General features: G+C 70.8%; 18 protein-coding genes. 12 read left to right on the plus strand and 6 right to left on the minus strand.

What is annotated here, in order from left to right; genetic code table 11:
• The first annotated feature begins 14 nt into the window (after positions 1 to 14).
• Genes ACIQWG_RS09865 through ACIQWG_RS09875 form a run of 3 tightly spaced genes read left to right on the plus strand, consistent with a single transcriptional unit; the run spans position 15 to position 3,252 of the window.
• Positions 15 to 620, plus strand: coding sequence for a toxin-antitoxin system, toxin component family protein (locus tag ACIQWG_RS09865; protein ID WP_404092641.1), 606 nt, complete (start codon positions 15 to 17; stop codon positions 618 to 620).
• Positions 617 to 1,849 (plus strand): MAB_1171c family putative transporter, encoded by a 1,233-nt coding sequence (locus ACIQWG_RS09870; RefSeq protein ID WP_404092643.1) that lies wholly within the window; start codon positions 617 to 619, stop codon positions 1,847 to 1,849. The genes ACIQWG_RS09865 and ACIQWG_RS09870 overlap by 4 nt, the downstream gene beginning before the upstream one ends.
• Positions 1,846 to 3,252, plus strand: coding sequence for an NAD(P)/FAD-dependent oxidoreductase (locus ACIQWG_RS09875; RefSeq protein ID WP_404092645.1), 1,407 nt, complete (start codon positions 1,846 to 1,848; stop codon positions 3,250 to 3,252). The genes ACIQWG_RS09870 and ACIQWG_RS09875 overlap by 4 nt, the downstream gene beginning before the upstream one ends.
• A 6-nt stretch (positions 3,253 to 3,258) precedes the next feature.
• Here ACIQWG_RS09875 and ACIQWG_RS09880 read toward each other — a convergent pair whose 3' ends face one another.
• The 3 genes from ACIQWG_RS09880 to ACIQWG_RS09890 all read right to left on the minus strand — a co-directional run bounded on the left by ACIQWG_RS09880 (position 3,259) and on the right by ACIQWG_RS09890 (position 5,486).
• The gene (locus tag ACIQWG_RS09880) at positions 3,259 to 4,107 is read right to left on the minus strand and encodes an SMP-30/gluconolactonase/LRE family protein (RefSeq protein ID WP_404092647.1); all 849 of its coding nucleotides are present in this window, start codon (positions 4,105 to 4,107) and stop codon (positions 3,259 to 3,261) included.
• Positions 4,104 to 4,877: an IclR family transcriptional regulator gene (locus ACIQWG_RS09885; protein WP_404092649.1), complete on the minus strand. Its 774-nt coding sequence runs from the start codon at positions 4,875 to 4,877 to the stop codon at positions 4,104 to 4,106. Before ACIQWG_RS09885 ends, ACIQWG_RS09880 begins: the two co-directional genes overlap by 4 nt.
• 132 nt (positions 4,878 to 5,009) lie before the next feature.
• The gene (locus ACIQWG_RS09890) at positions 5,010 to 5,486 is read right to left on the minus strand and encodes a hypothetical protein (protein WP_404092651.1); all 477 of its coding nucleotides are present in this window, start codon (positions 5,484 to 5,486) and stop codon (positions 5,010 to 5,012) included.
• 143 nt (positions 5,487 to 5,629) lie between these two features.
• Here ACIQWG_RS09890 and ACIQWG_RS09895 point away from each other — a divergent pair, with 143 nt between their 5' ends.
• The 4 genes from ACIQWG_RS09895 to ACIQWG_RS09910 all read left to right on the plus strand — a co-directional run bounded on the left by ACIQWG_RS09895 (position 5,630) and on the right by ACIQWG_RS09910 (position 8,744).
• On the plus strand, positions 5,630 to 6,142 hold the full coding sequence (locus ACIQWG_RS09895) for a DUF6328 family protein (RefSeq protein ID WP_404093536.1): 513 nt from the start codon (positions 5,630 to 5,632) through the stop codon (positions 6,140 to 6,142).
• 101 nt (positions 6,143 to 6,243) lie between these two features.
• Positions 6,244 to 6,486: a DUF6411 family protein gene (locus tag ACIQWG_RS09900; protein WP_404092654.1), complete on the plus strand. Its 243-nt coding sequence runs from the start codon at positions 6,244 to 6,246 to the stop codon at positions 6,484 to 6,486.
• 149 nt (positions 6,487 to 6,635) lie between these two features.
• Entirely contained in the window at positions 6,636 to 7,478 is an 843-nt protein-coding gene (locus tag ACIQWG_RS09905) for an RNA polymerase sigma factor SigF (protein WP_404092656.1), read from the plus strand.
• Between the two features lie 51 nt (positions 7,479 to 7,529).
• On the plus strand, positions 7,530 to 8,744 hold the full coding sequence (locus ACIQWG_RS09910) for a phosphatidylserine/phosphatidylglycerophosphate/cardiolipin synthase family protein (protein ID WP_404092659.1): 1,215 nt from the start codon (positions 7,530 to 7,532) through the stop codon (positions 8,742 to 8,744).
• Positions 8,745 to 8,782: 38 nt separating this feature from the next.
• Here ACIQWG_RS09910 and ACIQWG_RS09915 read toward each other — a convergent pair whose 3' ends face one another.
• Positions 8,783 to 9,253, minus strand: a complete 471-nt coding sequence (locus ACIQWG_RS09915) for an ATP-binding protein (RefSeq protein WP_404092660.1) — start codon at positions 9,251 to 9,253, stop codon at positions 8,783 to 8,785.
• A gap of 198 nt (positions 9,254 to 9,451) precedes the next feature.
• On the opposite strand from ACIQWG_RS09915, the gene ACIQWG_RS09920 reads away from it, so the two are divergent.
• From ACIQWG_RS09920 to ACIQWG_RS09935, 4 genes are all read left to right on the plus strand, one after another.
• Entirely contained in the window at positions 9,452 to 9,622 is a 171-nt protein-coding gene (locus tag ACIQWG_RS09920; RefSeq protein ID WP_404092662.1) for a hydrophobic protein, read from the plus strand.
• Positions 9,623 to 9,827: 205 nt separating this feature from the next.
• Positions 9,828 to 10,631 carry an alpha/beta fold hydrolase gene (locus tag ACIQWG_RS09925; RefSeq protein ID WP_404093538.1) on the plus strand — a complete coding sequence of 268 codons (804 nt, stop codon included), beginning with the start codon at positions 9,828 to 9,830 and terminating at the stop codon, positions 10,629 to 10,631.
• Positions 10,631 to 11,917: a PP2C family protein-serine/threonine phosphatase gene (locus ACIQWG_RS09930; protein ID WP_404092664.1), complete on the plus strand. Its 1,287-nt coding sequence runs from the start codon at positions 10,631 to 10,633 to the stop codon at positions 11,915 to 11,917. The genes ACIQWG_RS09925 and ACIQWG_RS09930 overlap by 1 nt, the downstream gene beginning before the upstream one ends.
• Entirely contained in the window at positions 11,914 to 12,252 is a 339-nt protein-coding gene (locus ACIQWG_RS09935) for an STAS domain-containing protein (RefSeq protein WP_404092667.1), read from the plus strand. The genes ACIQWG_RS09930 and ACIQWG_RS09935 overlap by 4 nt, the downstream gene beginning before the upstream one ends.
• Positions 12,253 to 12,272: 20 nt before the next feature.
• Here ACIQWG_RS09935 and ACIQWG_RS09940 read toward each other — a convergent pair whose 3' ends face one another.
• Entirely contained in the window at positions 12,273 to 13,520 is a 1,248-nt protein-coding gene (locus ACIQWG_RS09940; RefSeq protein ID WP_404092670.1) for a PucR family transcriptional regulator, read from the minus strand.
• 2 nt (positions 13,521 to 13,522) lie between these two features.
• Complete coding sequence (locus ACIQWG_RS09945) at positions 13,523 to 13,675, minus strand: hypothetical protein (protein ID WP_167348315.1); 153 nt, start codon at positions 13,673 to 13,675, stop codon at positions 13,523 to 13,525.
• 259 nt (positions 13,676 to 13,934) lie between these two features.
• On the opposite strand from ACIQWG_RS09945, the gene ACIQWG_RS09950 reads away from it, so the two are divergent.
• On the plus strand, positions 13,935 to 14,921 hold the full coding sequence (locus ACIQWG_RS09950; RefSeq protein ID WP_404092672.1) for a DUF3068 domain-containing protein: 987 nt from the start codon (positions 13,935 to 13,937) through the stop codon (positions 14,919 to 14,921).
• Positions 14,922 to 15,095 lie beyond the last annotated feature (174 nt).

Genomic DNA, 15,095 nt, shown 5'->3' on the forward strand with positions numbered 1-15,095 from the left:
GAACAGGGGGTGCGATGGACATCGCGGGCGCGCGCAAGAGGGCGGCCCGGGTCGCTTCGGTGCTGGGGCTGCGGCGCTCGCACGCCGCTGCCGCGATGCGCGACCTGGCCTCCGATCTCGGCGCGGCCGTGCGTGCCAGACCCCACCCCCCGCGGGACGTGGGCGAGTTGTGCCACGCGCTGTGCGCCGAGATGAGCGCGCGGCGCGGCGGGCGGCCCGTGGAGCTGCGGTTCGAGCGGTTCCCGGACGAGATCGAAGTGACCGGGCTGTGGGTGGAGTTCCAGGACTTCGACCTGGTCATCGTGGAGGAACGGGCCGAGGCGATGCAGCGACTGGTCGTCCTCGGCCACGAGCTGTGGCACATGCACGCCGGGCACCGCCACGACCACACCGACGGCACCGCGGCCGCGCACGCGCTGGCGGGCACGCCCGGCTGGCGGGACATCGCCCTCACCGTGGCCGCCCGCAACGGCTCGCGAGAGCGGCACGAGTCGGAGGCCGACGACTTCGGGCACCGGCTGGCCGCTGCGTTCCGCCCCCTGCTGTCGGAGCACGAAGCGGTGGCACCGCTCGGGCCCGTGCAGCGTTCGCTCGGCTATCGCGGGAGAACGGCGAGGTGAGCGCGGTGACCGGGCTGGCGGCGTCCTCGTCGAGGCTGTTCGGCGACCTCCACATCTCCTTCTGGATCCCGACCTTCGCCCTCACCGTCGCCCTGGCCATCAAGCTGCCCAGCATCCTGCGGATGTGGCGGGACCCGCTGCTGCGTGCCGTCGGCGGTCTGCTGCTGTTCGCATGCGCCGTGTTCGTCTTCGCCGCCCCGGACACCATCGCCTGGACCAACCGCGTCACCGGCGTGCCGAACATCTCGGCGCCCTGGGTGTATTCGCTGATCACCGCGCTGTGCGCGTCCTGGCTGCTGATGATCATCGCCTGGCGCAACGGTCTGTCCAACCGCTCCGCCGCCACCCGCCGGGCGACCCGCTGGGTCGTCTCCGTCTACGCGGGCGTGGTCATCACCCTGTGGGTACTGTTCGCGCTCGCCGACGCACCCGTGGAGCGGCTGCGCGACCTGGACACGTACTACGCCACCACGCCCTTCATGCGCGAGCAGATCCTGCTCTACCTGGTCGCGCACACCGTGGCCTGCACCATCACGGCCCGGCTCATCTGGAACTGGATCCGCACCGACGGCCTGGACGCCTGGCTGCGCTGGGGGCTTCGCTTCCTGGGCGTCGGCTACGCGACGAACCTGCTCTTCGACGCCTCCAAGCTCACCGCCGTCGTCGCCCGGTGGACGGGCCACGACCTGGACTGGCTGAGCACCGACCTCGCGCCCTCGGCGGCCTGTGTCTCCGCGTCGCTGGTCGCGGTGGGCTTCATCATTCCGCACGCCGGCCAGTACCTGCACCAGCGCTGGCGCATCCGGGTGCGCCACCGGCAACTGCGGCCGCTGGCGGTGCTGCTGCGGCCCGTCGCCGGCGGACGCGAGCCGTTCACCCTGCGCGGCACGCCCGAACTGCGGCTGATCCGCCGGGAGACGTTCATCCGGGACGCGCTCCTTCAGGTGTCCCGGTACCTCGACGAGGACCTGCGCACCCGGTCCTACGACGCGGCCGTCGCCCTCGGCTTCGAGCCCGCCCGCGCGGACGCCCTGGCCGCCGCCGTCACCATCCTGGACGCCGTCGACACCCGGCAGCGGTCCCCGGAGTCCGACGCCTCCTCGGGCGGCCCGGACACCGCGCGCCTGCTGCGGGAGATCCAGGCCGTGTCCCAAGTCCTCCGCCGGCCCGACACCATCGAAGCGGTACGCGCCCGAGCGGCCGCCTCGGCAGAGAGTGCCCCCGCATGAACGAACGCCCCACCCCCGACGCCAGATGCGCAGTCGTCCTCGGGGGATCCCATACCGGCATGCTCGCGGCCCGCGCGCTCGCCGGGATCGCCGACCGTGTGGTCGTCGTCGACCGGGACGAGCTGCCCGACGGCGCGGCGCCCCGCAAGGGTCTGCCGCAGGCCCGGCACGCGCACATGCTGTGGTCGGGCGGAGTGCGGGCCATGGAGGAGCTGCTGCCGGGGGTCACCGACGTGCTCCGGGGCGCCGGGGCACGCCGGCTGCCGGTCACCACGGACATGGTGGCGCTGTCGGCCTGGGGCTGGTTCCGGCGCTGGCCCGAGTCGCACCATGTGATCCTGGCCGGCCGGGACCTGCTGGACGCGACGATCCGCGCTCAGGTCCTCGCCGACGAGCGGATCGAGCTGGTCGAACAGGCCGAGGTGGTCGGGCTGACCGGTACGGCGGCCGCGGTGACGGGCGTACGGATCCGGCCGCGCGAGGGCGGCGAACGTACCCTGGAGGCCGGCCTGGTCGTCGACGCCACCGGCCGTGGCTCCGGGGCGCCCCGGTGGCTCTCCGCGCTCGGGTTGCCCGCGCCCCGGCTGCGCGAGGTCGATTCCGGCCTGGTGTACGCGAGTCGGCTCTATCTCGCCCCGGAGGACGCCAGGGACGGCTTCCCGGTCGTCAATGTGCAGCCCGACCCGCGGGACGGCGGTCCGGGCCGGGCGGGCTTCCTGCTGCCGATCGAGGACGGCCGGTGGATCGTGACACTGTCCGGCACCCGCGGCGGCGAACCCACCGGCGCGGCGGACGACTTCGTCCCCTTCGCGCGCGAGCGGCTGCGGCACCCGGTGATCGGCGAGCTGCTCGACAACGCCGAGCCGCTGTCGGAGGTGTCGGTCACCCGGAGCACCGTCAACCGCCGCCACTTCTACGAGCGGATGCCGAACCCGCCGGAGAACCTCGTCGTGCTCGGCGACGCGCTCGCCGCGTTCAACCCGGTCTACGGGCACGGTCTCGCGGTCGCCGCCCAGAGCGCCCTGCTGCTGCGGAACGTGACCCGGCGCCAGGGCTTCGGGACACCGGGGCTGGCCCGCCGGGTCCAGCGGGCGGTGGCCCGCCCGGTCGGCGCCGCCTGGGACCTGGCCATCGGGCAGGACGTGTTCTACCCGGGCGCGACCGAGAACGGCCCCGCGCTGCGGGAGCGGCTGGTCGCCGCCTACGTCGCCCGGCTGATGCACACCGCCACCGGGAACGGCCGGATCGCGCGCCGGGTCACCGACGTGACGTCCCTGGAGCGCCGGGCCGAGGTGCTGTTGGCCCCGTCGGTCCTGCTCGCGGCCCTGGCCGGCCCGCTCAAACCGGCGCTGAGCGGACCGCCGTTGACGGCGGAGGAGCTGAAGGCGGCGGGGCTGCGCTGACGCCGCTCAGCCGTGGAACGCCGGCTGCGCGAGCCCCTTCCCCGCGCCGGGTACGACGAGCAGGGAGCCCGACAGCACGGGGGGTGACGCCAGTCCCGTACGGGCCGTCGTGATGTAGAGGTCGGTCAGGTCGGGCCCGCCGAAGGCGCACGCCGTCACCCGGGGCACCGGGAGTTCGATCACCCGGTCCAGCTCCCCGCCCGGGGTGTAGCGCCGTACCGCCGCGCCGTCCCACAGCGCCACCCAGACACAGCCCTCGGCGTCCACCGTGAGCCCGTCGGGGAACCCGGCGCCGTCCTCGATCTCGGCGAACGTGCGCCGGCCGGTGACGCGGCCGGCGGCGTGGTCGAAGACGTCGACCCGCCGGGTGGGCGAGTCGATGTAGTACATGAGGGTTCCGTCGGGGCTCCAGCCGGTGCCGTTGCTGACCGCGACGTCGTCGAGCACGACCTCGGCCGATCCGTCACCGGTGTACCGGGTGAGGGTGCCGCCGCCCGGGGCCTCGTCGTAGCGCATGGTGCCCGCCCACAGGGAGCCGTCGGGGGCGACCGCGGCGTCGTTGGCGCGGCGGCCGGGGACGGGCTCGCGGTGCAGCCAGCGGAAGGTGTCGTCCGGGTCGAGCAGCGCCACCCCGTCCCGGAGGTTGAGGACGAGGCCGCCGCCGACGCGGGGCTTCACGGCGCCGATGTGCTGGTCGGTCGTACGGACGGAGCGCCGCCCGGAGACCGGGTCGTAGCCGTGGACCCGTCCCCCCAGGATGTCGATCCACAGCAGTCGCCCGCCGTCCGCGTCCCAGGTCGGCCCCTCGCCGAGCGCCGCCTGCGCGGCGACCGCGACCTCGTACCGGGCCCTCACCCCACGCTCCGGTGCCCGAGGCGCTCCGACAGTTCGGCGGCACCCTTGGCGGCGAGCTGCTCCAGCTCGGCGCGGCGCTCGTCGCTCCAGCGGATCATGGGAACGGAGATGGAGAGGGCGGCGACCACCTGCCCCGTACGGTCCCGGACGGGCGCGGCGACGCACGACACGTCCGGGTTGGACTCCCGGCTCTCGACGGCGATCCCCCGCTGCCGGATCCCGGCGAGGGCCTCGCGCAGGGCGCCCGGGTCGGTGATGCTGTTCGGCGTCATGGCCACCAGCTCGGCCCCGTCCGGAACCCGGGAGCCGAGCTCCGGCTCGGGGAGGGAGGCCAGCAGCATCTTGCCGACGGACGTGCAGTGCGCGGGGAGCCGGCGGCCGGCGGCGGACACCATCCGCACCGCGTGCGTCGAGTCGACCTTGGCGATGTAGATGACGTCGGTGCCCTCCAGGATCGCCACGTGCACGGTCTCGTCGCAGGTCTCGGCGACGGACCGCGCGACCTGCTGTCCCTCGGCCGCGAGGTCGAGCTGCTCGGCGTACCGGCTGCCGAGCTGGTACGGCCGCACACCCAACCGGTACCGTCCGGGCTGGCCGGGCACCTGGACGATGTACGACCGGGCGGCCAGAGTGGTGACCAGCTCGTGCACGGTGGTGCGCGGCAGCTGGAGCTTGCGCACTATGTCGGGGGCGGAGAGCGTCCCGTCCCCGTCGAGGAAGAGCTCAAGAATGTCGAGAGCCCTGGTCACGGCTGGCACGAGGCGTCCCACGTCCGGTCCCCTCCCTTGGGTGTCGGTCAGGCTGCGTTCGATATTTCAACAGCCGATCGGGATAACGAACACAGGCTACTCAAATTGCGTTTGACCCGGCAATGGCCGTGCGCGGACCGCACGGGAAACGCCTCAGCCGCTCCCCTCCCCCATCCGCACATACGTCACATCGAAGTCCGTGGTCCACCGCTCCCCGTCGGGGGACTGCTCCCAGCGGCCCTCGATGGTGGTGCCGTCCGGGGCTGCGGTGACCGTGAGGCGTTGGTGGAAGCCTGGGGACTCGCGCCACTGGTGCCAGGTGCGGTCGGTCATGGTGCCCCGGTAGGCGCGGGCGACGGAGCGGCCGTCGGCGTACAGGACGGTGAACTCGTCGGCCGTGTCGTCGTAGCCGATCAGGGCGACGGTGGGGAAGGGGGCGTGCGGGCCCCACTCGCCGGGGAGGGAGGTCTCTGGGCTGACGTCGGCGCGCTGGACGAGGAAGGCGCCGTTCTCCAGCCAGGCGAACTCGGTCCGGATGGGGCCGACGGTCCGGTCGGCGGCCCACAGCTCCCACTCGCCGACGAAGACGTCCAGCCGGCGCAGGGCGGGGTGGGGGGTCGGTTGCCGCATCGGGGTCTCCTCAGGTTCTCGGGGACTTCCACGCCTTCCGCATCCTCCAGGAAAGTCGGCCGCTGCGCCCGCGACTCCCGGGGACGTGAAATCGACGAGGGCGGGCATCCGGATACTTCCCGAACTAGGAGGATGCCGTGAGCATGACCGACCAGGGTCCGGAGACCGGAGAGCACAGAACCCCCGAACCGCAGGAATCGGAACGGGAACGTCTGAATCGCAGATGGAACGAGATCCTGCAAGAGACGAGGGTCGCGCAGACCGGCGTACAGATTCTCTTCGGTTTTCTGCTGAGCGTGGCGTTCACTACGCACTTCCGCCAGTTGGGAACGTTCGATCACGTCGTCTACGTGATCACCGTGATACTCGGCGCCTCCGCCACCGGGGCGCTGATCGCGCCGGTGTCCATCCACCGACTGCTGTCCGGGCAGCGCATGAAGGACGACATCGTCGGCGTCGCGAGCAGGCTGATGGTGCTCGGAATGGTGCTTCTCGCACTGACGATCGGCGGCACGCTTCTGCTTCTCCTCCACGTCGTCGTGCCGAGCCTTCTCGCCGAATTGCTGGTCGCCGCGGTCATGGTGTGGTTCGCCCTGTGCTGGTACGGACTGCCGGTCTGGCTCCGCCGACGCTCCGCACGCGACGAACAGGCATGAACGCAACGCCGGTTCGGTGGTTCCGGCCGTGAAGTACCCGGGTACCCGGCCCGGACATCCGCTCGTCCCGACAGACACGTCTCACGTTCAGGAGTCGCAAAATGATGATCCTCGGAATCGTCGCAGTCTGCGTCGTACTCGCGCTTCTCGCTTTCCTGCTGCCGCGCCTCTCCCACCATCCGCAACGCGGCACCCAGCGCTCACTCGGCGCCGGAGCACGGGCCGGCGGGAAGGCCCCCGGCTTCCTGGGGCGCGTGTTCAGCAAGCCGTTCCGCAGCAGCTCCAAGGCCGTCGGTCGCAGCGGTTCCGCCGGTCGACGGGCCCGTGGCCGTATGCCGTTCTGACCGGCGCGGCTCCCCGTGAGCGTCGGGGTCCGTAGCCCCGCGTGGCGGCCTCTCGAAACCCGGGTGCGTGTACCGCGAAGAACGGGGTAAACGCTGGTCGTCGGCCCGGGCCGACGATCGCAGAGGTCAGCCGACTGGGAGAACGGATCATGACGACAACCGTGCACGCTGTCACCGAGCAGACCACGGGGTTGCCGGAGATAGCGGACCCGTCGAAGGTCGCGCCCAAGGACGCGCGCGAGTTGTCGAAGCTGTTCTTCGACCAACTCACGGTCCTGGAAGAGGGAACACCCGAGTACCAGGACGCGCGCAACACCCTGATCGAGATGAACATGTCCCTCGTCCGCTACGCGGCCGGCCGGTTCCGCAGCCGCGGCCCGGAAGAGATGGAGGACATCGTCCAGGTCGGCATGATCGGTCTGATCAAGGCCATCGACCGGTTCGAGCTGACCCGTGAGGTCGAGTTCACCTCGTTCGCGGTGCCGTACATCGTCGGCGAGATCAAGCGGTTCTTCCGCGACACCTCCTGGGCCGTGCACGTGCCCCGGCGGCTCCAGGAGGCGCGGGCCCAGCTGACCCGCGCCACCGAAGAGCTCGGCAGCCGGCTGGGCCGCACGCCGACGACCAAGGAGTTGTCCGAGCTGATGTGTCTGCCGGAGGAGGAGATCCGCGAGGCCCGTCTGGCGTCCAACGGCTACAACTCCGCCTCCCTGGACGCGGCCATCAACAGCGGCGAGGACGGCGAAACGGTGCTGGCGGACTTCATCGGCGCCGACGACCCCGCCCTCGAACTCGTCGAGGACTTCCACGCCCTGGCCCCGATGATCGCCGAGCTCGACGAACGCGACCGGCAGATCCTGCACTGGCGTTTCGTGGAGGAACTCACCCAGAAGGAGATCGGAGAACGCCTCGGCTGCTCGCAGATGCACGTCTCGCGCCTGGTCTCCCGCCTGCTGGCCCGCCTGCGCGAAGGCATGCTCACCGGCATCTGACCGCGTCCGACCTGAGCGGACGACGAGCCGGCGACAGCTGAGAGGGCGAGGATGACCAGCACGCAAGACATAGCGGAGCCCGCGGATCGCGTGAACCGCGGCAGAACCCCCGATGAGCGAGCGGTCCGCATCCGGCGCCGACTGGAACGCCTCATCGGCATCGCGGCCACCGAGGGCAACGCGCTGACGGCCCTTCGCAACGGTGACGAGATCTTCCCGGCGATGCTCGACGCCATCAACTCCGCCGAGCACACGGTGGACATGATGACGTTCGTGTACTGGAAGGGCGCCATCGCTCGCGACTTCGCCCACGCGCTGGCGCAGCGGGCCCGAGCCGGGCTTCGGGTACGGCTGTTGCTGGACGGCTTCGGCAGCCGGCTCATCGACAAGGACCTGCTGGCGGAGATGCGCCGGGCGGGCGTGCAGGTGGCCTGGTTCCGCAAACCGCTGTATCTGTCGCCGCTCAAGCAGAATCACCGCTGCCACCGCAAGGTGCTGGTCGTGGACGAACAGGTGGCGTTCACCGGCGGTGTCGGCATCGCCGAGGAGTGGTGCGGTGACGCCCGCAATCCACAGGAATGGCGGGACACCCACATCGAGGTGCGCGGCCCGGCCGTGGACGGCATCGCGGCCGCGTTCGCGCAGAACTGGGCCGAATGCCACGACGAGCTCTTCGACAATCGCGACCGGTTCACCAGCCACCACCCGCAGGGCAACGCGACCGTGCAGGTGGTACGCGGTTCGGCCAGCTTCGGCTGGCAGGACATGCAGACCCTCATCCGGGTGATCATCGAGTCGGCCGAGGAGCGACTCCGGCTGGCCACCGCCTACTTCTCTCCGGACGCCTACTTCATCGAGCTGCTGTGCGCCGCCGCCCGCCGCGGGGTGGAGGTCGAAATCCTGCTGCCCGGACCGCACACCGACAAACGGGTCTGCCAATTGGCGGGGCAACGCTTCTATGAGGACCTGCTGGCCTGCGGGGTCAAGATCTACCAGTACCAGCCGACCATGATGCACGCCAAGGTCGTCACCGCGGACCGCACGGTGGCCCTCGTCGGGTCGACCAATTTCAACCGGCGTTCCCTCGACCACGACGAAGAAGTCATGCTCGCCGTCCTGGACGACGAGTTCACCGCGACCCTCGACGAGCATTTCGACAGGGATATCGCCGCCAGTGAACTCATGCGGGCCGGGCGATGGAAGAAGCGCTCCGTTCTCCAATGGGCCCGTGAAGCCGCCGTGAGGCCCCTTCGCCGCTACCTCTGACGCGCGGGCCGCACCATTCCTGACGCGTTCGCCGCCGGTCAGACGGCGGCCTGACCCGGCAGTTCCTCGGCCGGCTCGCGCAGGTAGAGATGAGCGGCGACCTGCTTGCCGGTGTCCAGGACAACGGTGTGCAGCCGGTCGCACAGCCGGGCGACCAGACGCAGGCCGTGCCCGCCGACGCGGCGGGCGTCGTGGGTCCGCAGTTCGGGCGGGCTGGGGGAAGTGTCCTTCACGGTGATGCGCAACAAGGCGGCGTCGGGCGTCACTTCCAGCTCCAGGCGCCCCGGTCCGGGGGCGTGGCGCAGCGCGTTGGTGACCAGTTCACTGACGACGAGCTGTGCGTCCTGGACAGGCTGGTGATCGGGGTCGTAGCCGGCCCTGGCCACCAGCGCGCGTACGGCCGCGCGGGCCGCGGCGGGCGAGGTGTCCGTGTGCCAGGCGGTGCTGTAGCGCAGGGGCGCCGTAGGGTCTCGTCGGTCCGATGCTCGATTGTCCAGTGGGGTGACCATAGAACTCTCCCCGTGAGTCGTTCCTTCTCGTTTTCGTCGACGTTGCGGCTATCGCTCAATTTCGTGTACCCGCTGTCGCCCGGTTCATGAGGGGAGAAGGGCCTCCCCGGTGCCGCGACCTCTTCTCGATAAACAACGCGTCGGACAGGAATGCACGCTGAATGTCGGGGCAATCGGAGGTGCAGGAGGTGGTTGACTATGGTTCCCTTGCTTCTTGTTCTGCTTCTCGCGGTAATCCTTTTCGGCGCAGGTTTCGCCGTCAAGATCCTGTGGTGGGTGGCGCTAGCCGTCCTGGTGGTGTGGCTGCTCGGCTTCGTCATGCGGTCCGCCGGCACCGGCGGTGGCCGCGGCCGCTGGTATCGATGGTGATCTGACTTCGCGCAGTTCGTACTTCGCGCAGTTCGTACTTCGCGCAGTTCGTAGGGACCGGCCGTCATGACGGCCGGTCCCTACGGTCGTTCCCGCCGGCTGCGACAGCCCTGTTTATGTGTGCGATGCGTGAGGAAGGCGGGTGCGGTGGAGAAGGTGCGCCCCGGCCGTGAGAACGGCGGTCGGGGTCTGGGAGGGTGAGGACATGGACATCCAGCGCAGGAACAACGTCACCGTCACCGGCAACCCACAGGGGCCGACGGTGGTGCTGGCTCACGGGTTCGGCTGCGATCAGAACATGTGGCGTCTCACGGTGCCGGCCCTGGTCGAGGACCACCGGGTGGTGCTGTTCGACTACGTGGGTTCGGGACGCTCGGATCGGTCCGCGTTCTCGGAGGACCGCTACGCCTCCCTGGACGGTTACGCCCGGGACGTGGTCGAGGTGTGTGAGGCGCTCGACCTGCGCGACGCGGTGTTCGTGGGGCACTCGGTCAGCGCCATGATCGGCGTACTCGCCGCGGACATGGCGCCGGAACGGATCGGGGCGCTGGTGATGGTGGCGCCGTCGCCGCGCTACATCGACGACGACGGCTACCGGGGCGGGTTCGGCGCTCAGGACATCGACGAGCTGCTGGCGTCCCTGGAGTCGAACTATCTGGGCTGGTCGGCGGCGATGGCACCGGTGATCATGGGCAACGCGGAGCGGCCCGAGCTGGGTGAGGAACTCGCGAACAGCTTCTGCGCCACCGATCCGGACATGGCGCGTGTCTTCGCCCGGACCACGTTCCTGTCGGATTCGCGGGACGACCTGAAGACCGTTCAGGTGCCGACGCTGGTGCTGGAATGCACCCAGGACGTGATCGCCCCCCGCGAGGTCGGAGCCTTCGTCCACCAGGCCATCGAGGGCTCGACGCTGGTCACTCTCGACGCGACCGGCCACTGCCCGCACCTGTCCGCGCCGGAAGCCACCAATGAGGCGATCACCGCCTTCCTGGCGGACTTGCGGTGATGTGCCGAACCGGACAACAGCCCGACCCGCAGGGAGCGGGCGACGAGGAGACATCCAAGGCGGCGTTCGCCGCGTTGCTGGAGGACAGCGTCGAGGAGCTGTACGAGAGCGCGCCGTGCGGGTATCTGTCGACCTTGATGGACGGCACCATCGCGAAGATCAACACCACGCTGCTGCGCTGGCTCGGCCAGGAACGTGAGGCGGTGGTGGGCCGGATGCGGTTCACCGACCTGCTGACCGTGGGCGGCAAGCTGTACCACGAGACGCACTTCGCGCCACTGCTGCGGATGCAGGGCGAGATCGGCGGCATCGCCCTGGAGATCAGACAGGCCGGCGGCGACCGGATGCCGGTGCTGGTCTCCTCGGCCATCAAATACGGCGGTGGCGGCGAGCCGCTGCTGATCCGCACCACTGTCTTCGACGCCCGGGACCGCCGCGCCTACGAAGCCGAACTCCTGCGCGCCCGCAAGGAGGCCGAAGCAGCCCGCGCACAGGCGGAGGCCGACCGCGCCCGTCTCCAGGACGCCCTCGCCGTGCTCCAGCAGTCACTGCTGCCCGACTCCCTTCCGTCGGTGCCCGGCGTGGAGGCGGCCGCCCATTACCGCACCGCCTCTCCCGACCGGCTCGGCGGCGACTTCTACGACCTCTTCCCGGTGGACGGCAAGCGCTTCGGCTTCTTCCTCGGCGACGTATGCGGAAAGGGCCCGCAGGCCGCCGCGGTCACCTCGCTCACCCGCTACACGCTGCGCGCCGCCGCCTTGCACGACCCCGACCCCGTCGCCGCCCTGTCCACCCTCAACAAGGTGCTCCACGAGCGCTACAGCGGCGGCGATCCGCGCTACTGCACCGTCATATGCGGCATCGTCGAACCCGACCCGACGACCGGCCGGGCCGGCGTCCGGCTCGCCTCGGGCGGCCACCCCTCAGCCCTCGTCCTGCGTGCCGACGGCACGGCCGACTTCCTCCCCACCCCCGGCGGCCTCCTGGTCGGCATCCTGCCCTCCGCGCCGTTCAGCTCCGCCACCACGATCCTCGACCCCGGCGACACCCTTCTGCTCTACACCGACGGCCTCACCGAGGCCCGCACCGGTGACGACCGCGCCGCCCTGTACGGCGACGAGGCCCTGCGCGCCTTCGCCGTCGGCCAGGCCGGCAAGCCCGCCCATGCCGTCGTCCAGGCCCTGTCCGGCCTGCTGGACGCCTTCGGCGACGGCCTCGACGACGACACGGCGCTTCTCGCCCTCGGCGTCCCCACCACCCGCTCCACGACGAAGAACACGCAATGAGCCCGCTGAAGATCACCACCCGAGATGCCACGACCGGTCCCGTTCTGGAGATCACCGGCGACCTCGACCACGCCACCGCCGCCGAGCTGCGGGACCGGCTCACCGCGCTCACCCTCCAGCCGGGCCAGCGCCTCGTCCTGGACCTGGCCGACATGGACTTCTGCGACTCCAGCGGTCTCACCGTCCTGATCGCCGCGCGCAACCTCGCCCACGCCGCCGGGGCGGACATCGCGCTCGCCGCCGTCCCTGCCCACACCCTGCGGGTCATGAGCATCGTCGGCCTCGACCAGATCTTCACCCTTCTCCCGGACCGTCACGCCGCCACCGAGCCCTGACCGCCGGCATCCGGCGGCCGCTATCCGCGCGTCGCGCCCAGCTCGCCTCGCAACCGCTGGGCCCGCAGCACCAGTTCCAGTTCGAACCGCCGGTCCGGGTCGTCCATCTCGTCGCCCCACAGCTCCCGGATCTGCCGCAGTCGGTAGCGGACCGTCTGGGGATGCACGCCCAACCGGGCCGCCACCTCCGGCGCCCCGCCCCTGGTCTCCAGCCAGGCCAGTAAGGTCTCCGCCAGCCGTCGTCCGTGCGTCGGCCCGCAGTTCTCCAGCGGCGCCAGGCACCGGACCGCGAGATCGTCGATGAGCTCCTCGGGCTGAAGGAGCACCAGCGCCTGCGTGTGCTCGGTGCAGTACAGGACCTCACCGGACGGCAGCAGCCGCCGTTCCATCAGCCGTACGGCGGCCTCGGCCCAGCGCAGTGACTTCGCCGCGTCGGCCAGCGGGACCGGCGGGCCGATCGCCCCCGACCAGCCGCACAGCGCCCGGTGCAGCATCTCGGGCCGCCCGGCGGCGTCCGGCTCGGGCACGACCATGCGCGGCTGCTCGAACTCCAGGTCGAGCAGCACCCCCTGCCCCACGGCCGGGGCGAGCGCCTCCCGCGCCGGGCGCAGCAGCACCCCCACCGCGACCTTCTCGGGCAGCGGCCAGCCGATCCGGGCCGCCCGCTCCGACAGGGCGTCGGCCGGGTCGCCCCGGTGGTGTTCGGCCAGCAGCAGCTCCATCAGCCGGCGTTGGAGGCGCAGCCGCTCGCCGGCCTGCCGGGCCGCCGCCTCCGCATAGCCGCGTACCGACTGGTCGACCAGGCCGTCGAGGTACTCGTAGCCGGCGTCGACCAGCTCGTACATCGCGGGTGGCGGGATGTCGACGCGCTGGCCGATCTCGGCGAAACGGCGCCAGGCCAGCCGTACGCCCAACCGGTAGATCGCCTGGAGCGAGTCCAGGGAGCGGCCGTTGTAGCCCTCACCGCGGCCGAAGTCCTGGAAGACGCCGGGCGGGACGCTGGGGCGGCCCTCGGACTTCTCCAGGTGCTCGACGAAGACCTCGATCGCGCGCCGGATGCCGACCAGGGCCATCGGCTCGCCCGACTCGTCGAGCACGACGGGCAGTTGGGGGTACTCGCGCTGGATCTCGTGGAGGATCTCCTGGGCGAGGGCCGGGGCGTCCGCCATGGCCAGTTCCGCGAAACGGCGGACCTGGTAGCGGGGTACGTCTCGCCAGGCCGAGCGGGTCACGGCGGCGGGGGCGGCCGTGGAGCGGGTGGCGGCCACCGTCAACTCCCCTGGCCCGCTTGCTCGTAGGTGATCAACGGGGTGTTCGGCTGGTCGGGCGTCGCCTCCAGCAACGCGACGACGCCGAGCGCGGCACCCACCGCGAGCACGGCGGCGAGCGCTACGGTCAGCGCGGCGGCGAGCAGTCTGGACATCGCAGGGTCAGCCTCTCTGTCCGGAGGTTCCCCAAGGCCCGAAGGCCCCGGGAGTCGTCCCCACCCGGTGCCATCGGCCCGGTCCCGACCCCTGCCTGTCGGGCCCAGTCTCGACAAGCCCGGTCAGCCCGTCAAGACATTGACACTCCGTCAAGACGCGCCTACGGTTCCCGGCCCAAGAACGGCCAGGCAACGCCCGTGCACCGACGGTGCATCGACCCTGCATCGACTTTGCGTCAAATCCCCCCAGGAGTGCCGGATGCGCCGTACAGCCTCACCTGTCTCCTTGATCCTGCTGGGTCTCGGCACGTTTCTGCTGGTACTGGCGCCACTGCTGGCCTGGTACGTGACGCCGCGCGCCGCCGTGAACCCGATCGACATCGACACCACCGCCGTTTACAAAGGCACCGGCAGTGTCTTCGACACCGAAAAGATCGAGACCGTGCCGGACCAGACGATCACCGTCACCCAGCGGGTGCGCGGCGACGTGGCGGAGAGCGAACGCAGCGGCGACGCCGTCTGGGACGTGATCACCACCGTCGACACCGACAAGTCCCTGCCGGCCGCGGACCCGCACGACGCGCTGGACTACGCCCCGCACCGCTGGGTGATGGACCGCAGGACGACGAAGCCCGTGCACTGCTGTGGCGAGAAGCCGTACATCGAGGGCGAGGCCTATCTGAAGTTCCCGTTCGACGTGCGCAAACGCTCCTACCAGTGGTGGGACAACACCGGTGGCACGACCGTCACCATGCGGTTCGACGGCACCGAGAAGATCCAGGGCTACGAGGGATACCGGTTCACCGCCGAGGTCGCGCCCCGCAAGGCCGGCACCCGGCTGGTGCCCGGCAGCATCGTCGACCAGCCGAACCGGCCGCAGGTGCTGGCCGAGGAGTGGTACTCGAACCACGGGTTCAAGCTGGTCGTGGACCAGCGCACCGGCCGGGTGATCTACGCCCAGACCGGCCCCCGGCGCACCCTGCGGGCGCCCGGCGCCGACAAGGACGCGGCCGTGCTGCTGGACAGCGAGAAGATCGCGTTCACCACGGCGACCCAGAAGGAGGCCGTGCGCCAGGCGCGGCAGGACACCGATCAACTGCGGCTGGTGGGTGTGACGTTGCCGATCGGGGCGGCCGGGGCGGGATTCGTGCTTGCGGTGGTCGGGGGCGTTCTGGTGGTACGTGGGCGTAAGCAGCCGGAATCTCCCGGTACGGTCGAGATGCCCCAGCCCTCACTCACAATGTGACGTGACGTCAGCTACAACAAAGCCGGAAATTGTCACGCCGGTGAGTAGCCGTGGGGAACTGCTGGGCGAAAACTGTCCAACCCCACCCGGACACAGCCTGTCCACACCCCACGCACAACGACCGTAAGGCGCCCGAGAACCACCGAATCCCCCCACAGGAACCCAAACCCTCCC

Source organism: Streptomyces sp. NPDC098781 (assembly GCF_044759995.1).
GTDB lineage: Bacteria > Actinomycetota > Actinomycetes > Streptomycetales > Streptomycetaceae > Streptomyces.